Genomic DNA, 12,837 nt, shown 5'->3' with positions numbered 1-12,837 from the left:
GCTAGATCTCACTCAGGGGGGCGGGTAATAGACGTCGCTGTACCACACGCCAGCGCCCGGATTTACGTTCACGCTCGACCTCGCTGGCCAGGCGCAAGTGGCTGGTACCCACGCTCACGTCAACGGTGATGCGAAACCAGCGGCTGCCGACCCCCAACCCGTGGCCTGTAACCCCAAGCCCGGCAATCAAAGGGTCGAGGGTGAAGGCCTGGACGCTGCGGTAGCCGTCGGCCGGCCGTAGGCGCACCACGGCTTCAGCGGTCGGCAGGGAGAGGCCCTCAAGCGTCGACAGCACCTGCGGTGACGCAGTGTTGATGTTCAAGCCTGCGTCACGGGGCAACAGGGCCACCCAAGGTTCCAACTGGCGCAAGGTCTCGCCGTCAACGCCCGGCAGCACGCGCAATTGGCTCAACGCCTGGCGCTCGCCTGCTGCCTGCAGGTCCAACGGTTTTAACCCCAGGGAATCGAGCAGGCGCGACCAGCGCTGCTGGGGGACCTGATCGACTTGGCCCGCACCGAGTAACGCGTTGAGGTTCAAGCGGCCGGACAGGTCTTCGATCTCCAGTGCAACGCGGGCACCCTGCGCGTCGAAAGGCCAGGTGACATGTGCCCACGGTTGCCCCCGGTGCACCGCCAGGGGCTCATCGTCGCCAGCCGCCCTCAAGGCCAGCATTGCCCACGCTTCTGCCGACAACGCCAGTTGGCGAAGCTGCAACTGATGGATCTGCCGGGCACTGCCCTGCACCATCAACTGGTGGCTGCGCAGCATGCCCGCCGTCAGCAGCAGCGCCAGGCTCATCACCAGCAACACGCTGAGCAAGGCTACTCCGCGCTGGCGCCCCTTCATGGGCGCGCCTGCGGCAATGACACGACGCGACGAATCTGATCAAAACGGCCAACCGACACCACCACCTCCAGCGCTTGCGGAGGGTTGGCGGCGGCGTCTTTACCCACGGGCCAAACCTCACTCCAACCCGTTTCAGGGCCGAACAAGCGCCAGCTCAACAGGCCGACATCGTCGAGCAATTTCTGGCGCTCGACCGTTGTGGACTCCGGGCTGCGGCTTTCGCGCCACAGCACTCGGTTATCCAGGCGGTACAGGACTTGCTGGCGCTCACTGCGCGGCAGGTCCTGTGGGTTACGCCAGTTTTCACGCAGCAGTTGCAGGGTCGTGGGGCCCAGGACAATGACCGATGACGCCAATTGCAACCCATCCCGTTCGATGACCCCAAGGGCCCGCTGCAGACGCCGCAGGTCCTGCCCATGGCTGGCGGTTGCCTGTTGGGCACGCACTACTGTGTCGAACAGGCGTGCACTGGCAAGGCCCAGCACGGCAAAGATGGCCAATGCGACGACCAGTTCCAACAGGGTGAAACCCGACTGTCTATTCATGCACGGTGGGTATCCAGCCACGGGTGTGGTAGACCGCCGGCCCGCCGTCGGCAGGGCTGACGCTGATATCCACTTCAAGCAAGCGTGGGTCCGTTGCCGGCGCGAGGGTTTGCTCGACAATCCAGTCACGCCCATCAAAATGCCGCAGCAGTTGCTGGCGCCCAGGCGTTGCCGACTGCAGGCGTAGCTCGCTCAGTTGGTTGTCTGCCACCCAGGCGCACTGCACTTGCTCTTTGAGCCGGGCATTCTGGCGCAAAGAGTAATGGCTGGCGGCAATCACCGCAGCGGCCAACGTGGCGAAAATGGCCAGGGCGATCATCACCTCCAGCAGGGTGAACCCACGGTGTTTCGGTCGGGCCCGGCGCCGACGCTGTCTAGCTTTCAATCCATGTCTCCCCGATGCCATCGCTGACGATGCGGGTCAACACCTGCTCCGCGAACGTAAAGGACAGCACAAACGCACTGACTTCATCGCTGCTGAGGGCCAGCAACTGTGGCCCGGGCCGGTCCAGGCCCACGCGCAACCCTTCCAGTTGCAGATGCATCTGCACGCCCTGGGCCACCCGATGGGCTGCACCTGACGGCCGCCACCCCTGTGGTTCCAGGCGAAATACCTGGTACTCACCCGGCTGTAGGCGCACCCCGTATTCACGCCCCTCGATCACGGCCTGTTCGCGCAGTTGCTGGAGCAATTGCAGCATCAAGCCTGCCTCCTGCCGTGCCTGGCGTGCCGGGCTGTTACCCGTTGCCAGGCTCACCGCGCCGAGCACAATGCCGACCAGGGCGATCACCACCATCAGTTCCAGCAAGGTAAAGCCGCGGCTCTGCCTGCGCATGGGCTCACTCACCCCAGTTGCCGATGTCGGCCGCGAGGCCTTCGCCGCCGCTCACACCATCGGCACCCAGGGAATACAGGTCATAGCCGCCGTTGGCAGAACGCACCCCAGGGTTCAGGTATTGATAGGGCGTGCCCCACGGGTCTATCGGGATACTTTTCAGATAGCCCTGGGGGTTCCAGTTCCGTGCAGGCGGCGTACCGGCGGGCCGCTTGCTCAGGGCCTCCAGGCCTTGCAGGGTGGAGGGGTAATGACTGTTGTCGAGGCGGTACATTTCCAGGCTGGTGGCGATGGCCTGGATATCGGTCCTGGCGGCCGTGGCCTTGGCCTGGTCGGGGCGGCCCATGAATTGCGGCACCACAATGGCCCCCAGTACACCGATGATCACCACCACCACCATGATTTCGATCAGGGTAAAACCCCGCTGGCCCTTGGTCATTTCCTGCATTCAGTTCACCAGTTGGTTAAGGCTGAGGATCGGCAACAGAATGGCCATGACGATCAGCAACACCACGCCGCCCATCACCACCAGCATCGCCGGCTCGAACAAACTCACCACCAGCGCAATACGGGCGGCGAGGCTTTTTTCCTGTTGCTCGGCGGCACGGGCCAGCATCGTGTCGAGTTCACCGGCACGTTCACCGCTGGCGATCATGTGCAGCATCAGCGGTGGGATGTCGCCCCCGAGTTCAAGCCCACGGGTGAGCGTGCCGCCCTCGCGGACCGAGCGGGCGACATCGCTCATGCGCGCGCGGATGGTGACGTTGCCGATCACGGCGGCCGCAATCTCCAGGGCGTCCACCAAGGGCACCGCGCTTTTGCCCAGGATCGCCAGGGTGCTGGCAAACCGCGCCGCCTCCATGGCGCGAAAGACGCCGCCCAGCAACGGTAGGTGCAGCGCCAGGCGGTGCCACTGCCAGCGCCAGCGTGGCTGGCTCAAGCTCCAGCGCAACGCCGCCCCGGCCCCCAGCAGCAACGCCAACAACACCAGGCCATAGGTGCGCAGGCCCTGGCTGAAGGCGATCATGGCCTGGGTCAGCCAAGGCAGCGGCTGGCCACTGTCGATAAAGATCCTCACCACATCCGGCACCACATACCCGAGCAGGAAGCCGACGATGGCCACGCAGGCGAACATCAACAGCGCCGGGTACACCAAGGCCAGTTGGATTTTTTGCCGGGAGGCCTGGCGGGCCTCGGTGTAACAGGCCAGTTGCTCAAGCACATGCCCCAGGTGGCCGGAGCGTTCACCCGCCGCGATGGTGGCGCGGAACACCTCGGGAAATGCACGGGGAAATACGCCAAGCGCCGACGCCAGGGACTGCCCTTCCATCACCCGGTCACGCACCTGTGCAAGCAAGCTGCTGACCCGCAGCTTTTGGCTTTGCTGGGCGACGGCTTGCAGCGCCTGCTCCAAAGGCAAACCGGCCTGGACCAGGGTCGATAACTGCAAGGTGAGCAGCGCCAGGTCTGCCGCACTCAACCCTGCCACCCGCACCGGCCCCCGGGCGGCGCGCTCGCTGGCAGCCTGCACTTGGTTGGGCAACAACCCTCGCTCACGCAATAACTGCCGGGCATGTCGTGGGCTGTCGGCCTCTTGCCGGCCTCTGCACGCCCGCCCATCGCGGTCCTGGGCTCGATAGTCGTAGGTGGGCATGGCTAGTCCTCCTGGGTGACGCGCAGCAGTTCGTCCACACTGGTCAGCCCTTCGAGCACCAGGCGACGACCATCTTCGAACAAGCTGGGGGAAGAGCGCCGCGCCTGGGCCAACAGCACCTGTTCGTTGGCACCTTGATGTATCAACGCCGACAGTGCAGGCGTGATGCTGACCAACTCGTAGATGCCAATACGCCCGCGATAGCCCTGGCGACATTGCTCACAGCCAGCGGCCCTGAACACCTGGGGCGCTCGCTCAGGGTCCAGGCCCAACCGCCGACACACCTCGGCATCCGCTACACCGGCGGCCTTGCAGGCCGGGCAGAGCGTGCGCAACAAACGCTGAGCCAGCACGCCGACCAGGGATGATGCGAGCAGATAAGCGTCCACCCCCATATCCACCAACCGGGTGATGGCACCGATGGCGCTGTTGGTGTGCAACGTCGACAGCACCAAGTGCCCGGTGAGGGAGGCCTGCACCGCGATCTCGGCGGTTTCACCGTCACGAATCTCGCCCACCATCACCACATCAGGGTCCTGGCGCAGGATCGCCCGCAAACTTCGCGCAAAGGTCATGTCGACCTTGGGATTGACCGGTGTCTGGCCGATACCCGGCAGGTGATATTCAATCGGGTCTTCAACGGTGAGGATGTTGCGGGTCTGGTCATTGAGGTGGGTCAGCGCGGCGTAAAGGCTGGTGGTCTTGCCCGACCCGGTGGGGCCGGTCACCAGGAAGATTCCGTGGGGTTTGCCCAGCAGTTGTTGCAAGCCGGCGAGGGTGTGCGGCGCCATGCCCAAGCGTGCCAGTTGCAGGCGCCCGGCCTGTTTGTCGAGCAGGCGCAGCACCACCCTTTCACCGTGGGCCGAGGGCAATGTAGAAACGCGTACATCCACTTCGTGGCCGGCCAGGCGCAGGGCCATGCGGCCATCCTGGGGCACGCGCTTTTCGGCGATATCCAGGCGCGCCATGACCTTGATGCGCGACACCAGCAGCGTCGCCAGTTCTCGCCGTGGCTTGAGCATTTCGCGCAACTGGCCGTCCACCCGCATGCGCACCGTCAGCGTATGTTCAAAGGTTTCCAGGTGCACATCGGAGGCCTTTTCCCGTACGGCTTCACTGAGCAAGGCGTTGATCAGCCGAATGATCGGTGCGTCACCTTGCTGCTCCAGCAAATCGGCGGCCTGCGGCACCTGGTCCACCAGGCTGAGCAGGTCCAGCTCATCGTCCAACCCCTGGGCCACTTGCTCGGCGGCGCTTTGCCCGTCGCTGTACGCCTGGGCCAAGCGCTCGGCAAAGGCATCGCCGGCCAGCACTTGCAACGGCAACTCGTGATCGCTCAGTCGCCGTGCTTCGGCAATCGCGCTCAAGGGCGTGTCACTGCGCACCAACAGTTGGCCATCATCGAGCAACACGCCAAAGCGTCGGGCAAAACCAAAGGGCAATGGCTTCATTGCGCCTCCGACGCCGGTCGGCGCGCGTCGAACAACTGCGCCGCCTCATCGGGCAGACGCGGTTGGCTTTGCTCGCGCAGGTCCTGGTAGCGCTGCTGGCTGATACCGGAGAGGTCCTGGCCACTGCGTACGATGGTTGGCCGCAGGAACACCATCAGGTTGCTTTTGGTCTGGGTATCACGGCTCCAGCGAAACAATGCGCCCAGGTAGGGAATATCGCGCAGCAACGGCACACCGCTTTTCTGGCTGCGTACGCTGTCTTTGATCAGGCCGCCGATGACGATGATCTGGCCATCATCGGCCAGGATCGTGCTTTTCAGCGCACGCTTATTGGTGATCAGGTCCGAGGAGTCGACGCCGGATACTGCCGGCGCAATGTCCGAAACCTCCTGCTCCACCTCCAGGCGCAAGGTCGAGCCTTCATTGATATAGGGTTTGATCTTGAGGCTGATCCCGACGTCCTTGCGCTCCACGGTCGTGAAGGGATTGTCTGCGCCACTGCCTGTGGTGGCGTAGGAACCGGTCTTGAACGGCACGTTCTGACCAACGATGATTTCTGCCTCCTGGTTGTCCAGGGTCAACAGGCTCGGAGTCGACAACAGGTTGCTGTGGGTGTTGCTGGCCAGGGCCGAGATCAACGCACCAAAGCGATCAGTGCCAAGTTTCAGCAGCGCGCCTTCGGGGGCGACGGTACTTTCGTCAAACTTGAGAGCGCCAAGAATCGGGATGCCGGTACCTGGAAAATTGACGACCCCCTGGGCGCGGCCGCCATTGAACGCCCATTGCACGCCGAGCGCCTCGCTGATGTCGCCGCTGACCTCGACAATCGCCGCGTGGATCAGCACTTGGGCCCGTGGCTGATCCAGCTCCTTGACGATCCCTTCCAGCGTGGCGAGCTGGGCGGCTTCGGCCACGATCACCAGGGCGTTCTGGCTTTCATCTGCCCGCACCATGAATGGCTGGCTGGTTGCAGCGTCTTTCAGGCCCGTGGATATCGAGGTTGTCTTCGTGCCCTGCCCCATGGTGTCCAGCACCTCGGCCAATTGCTTGGCATCGCTGTAGCGCAGGCGCATCACGCGGGCATTGTCCAGTCGCGCAGGCGTGGCCGTGTCCAGGCTGCGGGCCAGTTGCACCAGGCGCTGGCGCACCTCTGGCGTACCGACGATGACCAATCGGTTGCTGCGCGAGTCGGCCAGGACCTGAATGGCGCTGTCGGGATTCTGCTTGCCTAGGGAAGCCTCCATCAGGCGCGCAATATCAGCCGCCACGCCGTGGTGCAGTTCGATCAATTCATGGGTGTTTTTGGCGCCGGAATCCAACTGCCGGATAACCTCGCCAATTCGGCCAACGTTGCGCGCAGTGTCCGTAATCACCAAGGCATTGGCAGACACCGAGGGGCCGACATACCCGTTGGGCGAGATCAGTGGCCGCACCAGGCCCGCCAGGTCCGGCGCACTGCTGGCGCCTAACGCATAGACTTGGGTCACGAACTGCTGCGCAGCCGGCGGGCGTTCAGCCATGGCGCTGGCCTGGGACTTGGCTTGGGCAACCGGAACGATAAGGATCTGGTCGCCTTGGTCGATGACGCTGAAATCATGCGCATCCAGCACGCTGTAGAACAGGCGCCGCACGCCTTCGCGATCCAGCGCCTGGCGGGACATGACCGTGATGCGCCCCTGGATTTTCGGATCAAGAATTACCGTGGTGTCGAGGATGCTCGACATCTCCTCGACGACATCACGCAGCTCGGCGTTGTTCATCGTCAGTTGCCAGCGCTGCTCCGTGCCTGACGAGGGCCCGCCATAAAAGGCGAACGCTGCAACGGCGACCACCAGGGCACGCTGCACGATCATGCTGTTCATCAACCTACTCACTCCTCGATGATTCGACGGTGGGCCGTAGATGGCGCGTCGCGCCAGCCTGCCGAAGGGTGTCGGCAGGCTGGAGAAAACGCTCGCCTGTGGGGTACAGGCTCAACCGCTCTTCACGCCCCTGGCGCCACAACACCACGTGTGCAGGCTCGATACGACGCAACAAGCTGCCTCCCGGCAGGCGTTCGCCTGCACGGTAAAAGCGCTCGCCTTCAGGCCCCGCCAGCAAGGCTCGCGACTCGCTGTTGCCGGCGACCACTGTGGCCAGCAGGGTCAGCGGTTCAGCACTGTCCATGACACTGCCGTGACTGCTCAGGCCAAGCACCGTCGCCACCGCCTGGGTGTTGAGCGCGAAGACGGGTGTCAGCGTGGGCAACGGTGCCGGTAGCGGTTGCACGGGGGCCCATTGCGTCCGCCGCAACTGCCATTCCTGCCACCCAAGCACCAGCCCGTAGCTCATGGGCAGCATCAGAAGGAGCACCCGCCAACCTGTCGGCTTCACGGGAGGTCCGCCCCTTGGGAGAAAGACATATTTTTGAGGACCCTGCGGCCACACATTTCATGTTTGATAACGGCCCCCACATGCACGGCAACCAGAACCAATAAAGCGATGCAGGCCTGGATATGCAGCCGCATGAACCACTCAATGGCCATCGGATCGGTTAACGGTTGAGCAATCGCCAAGACGTCAAATAGGTTGATAGGGCGATCCATCATCAATACGCCCGACACCAACACAACGCCCAATACCAAATAAATCGCTTTATGAACAAACAACGCCATGTACTCGTTGATTGACCGCCTTCGATTAAACGTAGTAAACCCATGCATGAATGAGTAATAGACCCTGAGGATAAACACCGGAATATAAAGCGACGTCAACGATACATTGACAAACCCCACCCACTCCTTAGTTGTAGCCACAACATCAAAAACAGCTACATAAAAGCCGGACACCAGCGTCCATAAAATAACAACCGCCGACACCCAATGCAGCACAACTTGGGCCGGCGTATAGCGCATGCACTTTTCCAACTGATATTCCAAACTGTAGACATACACAACACACCAGCATCTGGGCAAGTTCACATGAACTTGCCCAGGCTTATTCAACTAACGGTCAGAGCTGGTCCCAGGCGTCTTGCCAGTGGTGACCGACACCCGGCTCATAGCCGTTGGCAGTCGGGATGTATTGTTTGCAGTAGCCCGACACAGGGAACGGTTTGCACTCATAGACTTCACCGGTCTTCGGATGCAAGACACGAGTACCCGCGTCGTAACTGGCCAGGCCATCCGGGAACACAAAGTGATAGTCCTTGGCGCCGCCCTCACCCGTGAGGTTTACCGGCTGAGTATCCTGGCGTGTGGTGCGACCATCTGTGGTGGTACCCACCAACGTCATATGGTGTGTACCCGGCTCGGTACGCACATCCATTTTGAGCCAGGTGTTGCCACTCTGCGCCGACGCCTTCACGGTGCCGACCGGCTTGTGGCTGGCGTTGAACAGTGTGGCTTCGATGTTCATGTCGCGGTTGGCGACCATCGGAAAGTCGAGGGTTGAACGGCCCTTCTCCAATACGTACTCGCTGGCGAACGCCGCCAACGCCATACGCGCTTGCGTGTCCTCCTTGACGTCCAGGCTCAGTTCATACCGAACCACGCCACTGTCTTTCTGGGCGAAGAGGTTGTTGTTGCCCTTGACCGGAACAATGGCGCCGTCCTCACCACGGATACCTGCTTGAATCAGGGTCTGGGTCTGGTTGATTTTCTCAGCCAGTTTGAAGCCCCAATTCTGGGGCTGGCCGTCTTCGGCTTTGTCGATGCTGATTTGCACCGTATGGGCCGCGCTTTCGCCTGCTGCGGTAAAGGCGCGCGCCTTGACCTTGTCACCCACCAACAGCGTGGTGGAAGGGGTGATACTGCCGACAGCACTCCATCCGCCAGGCAGGTCAGCCTCGGCAAGAATGTTCACATCGACGACGTTGTAAAACGCCGCATCGGTATCACCGACGGTCCAGACACCGAGAATGATGTGGGCGCCATTCTTGTCTTGAGGAAGCACACAGGCATGCTTCTTCCCTTCGACAGGCAGGACGTTACCGCCATCCACCGCACAGAACGGCGTGCTGTCAAACGAGGCACGCTCCAGCGGCTTGTTGGGGTTCCAGCCATTGCGAGTGATGAAGTACTCATGCTTGGTGGCAGGGTGTGCCGCCGTGTACTTCCACTCGAAATTGATATTTCGGTCCTTGATCTCGGTCTGGTGCCAGCGTACGGCCGACTGGGCGTCCATGGCCGAAAACAGGCCGATACCGCCACTGGCGATCTTGCCGTCAACCGGCCCTTGCAACGGAGCACCGCCCACGCCTGCCGGGAACCCCTTGAAGGTTTCACCGACGCTTTGCGGCTCGTACTGCGCACCACCGCAATCCTTGTTCAGGCCTTTCTGGCACTGCAATGCGCGGGAGGGAGGGTCATTCAGATAACCGTGCGCCTGGACCCCTTGGGCGGGCAGCAACAAAGCACTTAACAAGGCGAGCGAAGACGCACCGCCCCAACGGGACAACTCTTTCTTGATCATAATTTCGACCCAACTTAACGACCTGACAAACCCATATCGACGATATGGACGACGTTCTACGGTTGCTGTAGCACAAGCGGGACGAAGTTTTATAGATTACAAGAAACCCGTATGTAGGATAAATTGAATTATTAACATAGAAACTTCCCAATAATAATTATGGCGCACAAAACCTTAAGACTATTCCTACAACTAATTATTTATTTAAACAAAATCAGGCACGCGCCAAACACAATGAAAAAACAATAATCATTGAGCCACAAGCGCCGACATCACCCTCTTGGACAGAGGGTGATGAAGTTCAATCGCGGGGGTGTTACTGATGGTATTGCGCGGACAACTCATGCACGGCTTGCAAGAATGCGCCTGCATGCTCCGGATTCACTTCCGGCGTAATGCCATGCCCCAGGTTGAACACGTGCCCGGTGCCCTTGCCATAGCTGGCCAGGATGCGGCCGACTTCGGTGCGGATCGCTTCCGGTTTTGCGTACAGCACGGTGGGGTCCATGTTGCCTTGCAGCGCAACGCGGTTACCCACGCGCCGACGGGCTTCGCCCAGGTCACAGGTCCAATCCAGGCCCAGTGCATCGGCACCGGCGTCGGCAATGCTTTCCAACCACAAGCCGCCGCCCTTGGTGAACATGATCACCGGCACCTTGCGGCCTTCGTGCTCGCGGATCAGGCCGCTGACGATCTTGCGCATGTAGGCCAGGGAGAACTCCTGGTACGCCGCCGACGACAGGTTGCCGCCCCAGGTGTCGAAAATCTGCACCGCTTGCGCACCGGCCATGATCTGGCCGTTGAGGTAAGAGGTGACCGACTGCGCCAGCTTGTCCAACAGCAGGTGCATCGCTTGTGGATTGTCGTAGAGCATGGCCTTGGTCTTGCGGAAGTCTTTCGACGAGCCGCCTTCGACCATGTAGGTGGCCAGGGTCCATGGGCTGCCGGAGAAGCCGATCAGTGGCACGCGGCCGTTAAGCTCGCGACGGATGGTGCTGACGGCGTCCATCACGTAGCCCAGGTCTTTGTGCGGATCGGGGATCGGCAGGGCTTCGATGTCGGCCAGGGTACTGACCACTTTCTTGAAACGCGGGCCTTCGCCGGTTTCGAAGTACAGGCCTTGGCCCATGGCGTCAGGGATGGTGAGGATGTCGGAGAAGAGGATGGCCGCGTCCAGTTGTGGGTAGCGGTCCAGGGGCTGCATCGTGACTTCGCAGGCGAACGCAGGATTCATGCACAGGCTCATGAAGTCACCGGCGTTGGCGCGGCTGGCGCGGTATTCCGGCAGGTAGCGACCGGCCTGGCGCATCATCCACACGGGGGTGACGTCCACGGGTTGCTTGAGCAGGGCACGAAGGAAACGGTCGTTCTTGAGGGCAGTCATGTCGGCATCCGCAAAAAAAGTGCGGGCATTTTCTCAGAGCCGGACGCAAAAGGCACGGAATGGGCCGCGCCTTTTATCTATTGGGTTGATTTGCGGCAATGTCTTGAATGCACTCAAAACAAATGTGGGAGGGGGCTTGCTCCCGATTGCAGTGTGTCAGCCAATGAATTGGGTGACTGATACACCGCTATCGGGAGCAAGCCCCCTCCCACAATTTGATCCCATTTCAACCCGGGATCAGGGCTCAGACTTGCAGGTAATCCAGGATGCCTTCGGCGGCGTTACGGCCTTCGAAAATCGCGGTTACCACCAGGTCAGAACCACGCACCATATCGCCACCGGCGAAGATCTTCGGGTTGCTGGTCTGGTGCTTGTACTGGCCTTGTTCCGGGGCCACGACGCGGCCCTGGCTGTCGGTCTGGATCTGGAACTGCTCGAACCACGGCGCCGGGCTTGGGCGGAAGCCGAAGGCGATCACCACGGCATCCGCCGGGATGATCTCTTCGGAACCCGGGATCGGCTCAGGGCTGCGACGGCCACGGGCGTCCGGTTCGCCGAGACGGGTCTCGACCACCTTCACACCTTCGACGCGGTCTTCACCGACGATGGCAATCGGCTGGCGGTTGTAGAGGAACTTCACGCCTTCTTCCTTGGCGTTCTTCACCTCTTTGCGCGAGCCGGGCATGTTGGCTTCGTCACGACGATAAGCACAGGTCACCGACTTGGCGCCCTGGCGGATCGAGGTACGGTTGCAGTCCATCGCGGTGTCGCCACCGCCGAGCACCACGACCTTCTTGCCCTTCATGTCGACGAAATCTTCCGGCGACTTTTCAAAGCACAGGTTGCGATTGACGTTGGCGATCAGGAAGTCGAGCGCGTCGTACACGCCCGGCAGGTCCTCACCGGCAAAACCGCCCTTCATGTAGGTGTAGGTGCCCATGCCCATGAACACGGCATCGTATTCTTCGAGCAGTTGCTCCATGGTGATGTCTTTGCCGATCTCGGTATTGAGACGGAACTCGATACCCATGCCGGTAAAGACTTCACGACGGTGGCTCAGTACGGTTTTTTCCAGCTTGAACTCGGGAATACCGAAGGTCAGCAGGCCGCCGATTTCCGGGTTCTTGTCGAACACCACCGGGGTCACGCCGCCACGCACCAGTACGTCGGCGCAGCCCAGGCCCGCAGGGCCGGCGCCGATGATGGCGACGCGCTTGCCGGTCGGCTTGACCTTGGACATGTCCGGGCGCCAGCCCATGGCGAAGGCGGTGTCGGTGATGTACTTCTCCACCGAGCCAATGGTCACCGCGCCGAAGCCGTCGTTAAGGGTGCAGGCACCCTCGCACAGACGGTCCTGCGGGCACACCCGGCCGCACACTTCCGGCAGGGTGTTGGTCTGGTGCGACAGCTCGGCGGCGGCGAGGATGTTGCCCTCGGCCACCAATTTGAGCCAGTTGGGAATGAAGTTGTGCACTGGGCACTTCCATTCGCAATACGGGTTACCGCAACCCAGGCAGCGGTGGGCCTGGTCGGCCGAGTGCTGGGGTTTGAAGGGTTCGTAGATTTCCACGAACTCTTTCTTGCGTTGACGCAACAGTTTCTTCTTCGGATCTTTGCGCCCGACATCGATGAACTGGAAGTCGTTATTCAGACGTTCAGCCATGTTAA

Annotated in this window: 13 protein-coding genes; all 13 read right to left on the bottom strand. The window is 61.5% G+C overall.

Going from position 1 to position 12,837, the window contains the following annotated elements; translation table 11 throughout:
* Window position 1: 1 nt before the first annotated feature.
* Window positions 2-847, bottom strand: a complete 846-nt coding sequence (locus DYL59_RS10995) for a type II secretion system protein GspK (protein ID WP_135289204.1) — start codon at window positions 845-847, stop codon at window positions 2-4.
* Entirely contained in the window at window positions 844-1,392 is a 549-nt protein-coding gene (locus DYL59_RS10990; protein ID WP_135289203.1) for a type II secretion system protein GspJ, read from the bottom strand. The genes DYL59_RS10995 and DYL59_RS10990 overlap by 4 nt, the downstream gene beginning before the upstream one ends.
* Window positions 1,385-1,777 (bottom strand): type II secretion system minor pseudopilin GspI, encoded by a 393-nt coding sequence (gene gspI / locus DYL59_RS10985; RefSeq protein ID WP_272948849.1) that lies wholly within the window; start codon window positions 1,775-1,777, stop codon window positions 1,385-1,387. The genes DYL59_RS10990 and gspI overlap by 8 nt, the downstream gene beginning before the upstream one ends.
* Window positions 1,767-2,228 carry a type II secretion system minor pseudopilin GspH gene (gspH, locus tag DYL59_RS10980; RefSeq protein ID WP_135289201.1) on the bottom strand — a complete coding sequence of 154 codons (462 nt, stop codon included), beginning with the start codon at window positions 2,226-2,228 and terminating at the stop codon, window positions 1,767-1,769. The genes gspI and gspH overlap by 11 nt, the downstream gene beginning before the upstream one ends.
* Before the next feature lie 4 nt (window positions 2,229-2,232).
* Window positions 2,233-2,676, bottom strand: a complete 444-nt coding sequence (gene gspG / locus DYL59_RS10975; RefSeq protein WP_135289200.1) for a type II secretion system major pseudopilin GspG — start codon at window positions 2,674-2,676, stop codon at window positions 2,233-2,235.
* Window positions 2,677-3,882 carry a type II secretion system inner membrane protein GspF gene (gene gspF / locus DYL59_RS10970; RefSeq protein WP_135289199.1) on the bottom strand — a complete coding sequence of 402 codons (1,206 nt, stop codon included), beginning with the start codon at window positions 3,880-3,882 and terminating at the stop codon, window positions 2,677-2,679.
* A gap of 2 nt (window positions 3,883-3,884) precedes the next feature.
* Entirely contained in the window at window positions 3,885-5,333 is a 1,449-nt protein-coding gene (gspE, locus tag DYL59_RS10965; protein ID WP_135289198.1) for a type II secretion system ATPase GspE, read from the bottom strand.
* On the bottom strand, window positions 5,330-7,195 hold the full coding sequence (gene gspD, locus DYL59_RS10960; protein ID WP_135289197.1) for a type II secretion system secretin GspD: 1,866 nt from the start codon (window positions 7,193-7,195) through the stop codon (window positions 5,330-5,332). Before gspD ends, gspE begins: the two co-directional genes overlap by 4 nt.
* Window positions 7,196-7,199: 4 nt before the next feature.
* Window positions 7,200-7,685, bottom strand: coding sequence for a type II secretion system protein N (locus DYL59_RS10955; protein ID WP_238340662.1), 486 nt, complete (start codon window positions 7,683-7,685; stop codon window positions 7,200-7,202).
* Between the two features lie 17 nt (window positions 7,686-7,702).
* On the bottom strand, window positions 7,703-8,227 hold the full coding sequence (locus DYL59_RS10950; RefSeq protein WP_135289196.1) for a cytochrome b: 525 nt from the start codon (window positions 8,225-8,227) through the stop codon (window positions 7,703-7,705).
* Window positions 8,228-8,324: 97 nt separating this feature from the next.
* Window positions 8,325-9,785, bottom strand: coding sequence for an N-acetylglucosamine-binding protein GbpA (gbpA, locus tag DYL59_RS10945; RefSeq protein WP_135289195.1), 1,461 nt, complete (start codon window positions 9,783-9,785; stop codon window positions 8,325-8,327).
* Window positions 9,786-10,101: 316 nt separating this feature from the next.
* The gene (gene hemE / locus DYL59_RS10940) at window positions 10,102-11,169 is read right to left on the bottom strand and encodes a uroporphyrinogen decarboxylase (RefSeq protein ID WP_135289194.1); all 1,068 of its coding nucleotides are present in this window, start codon (window positions 11,167-11,169) and stop codon (window positions 10,102-10,104) included.
* Between the two features lie 244 nt (window positions 11,170-11,413).
* Complete coding sequence (locus tag DYL59_RS10935; RefSeq protein ID WP_135289193.1) at window positions 11,414-12,832, bottom strand: FAD-dependent oxidoreductase; 1,419 nt, start codon at window positions 12,830-12,832, stop codon at window positions 11,414-11,416.
* Window positions 12,833-12,837 lie beyond the last annotated feature (5 nt).

This window comes from Pseudomonas kairouanensis (assembly GCF_004682055.1).
Lineage (GTDB): Bacteria > Pseudomonadota > Gammaproteobacteria > Pseudomonadales > Pseudomonadaceae > Aquipseudomonas > Aquipseudomonas kairouanensis.
The sequence above is the reverse complement of the archived record's forward strand: the minus strand, read 5'-3'. Positions and strand labels throughout refer to the sequence as shown.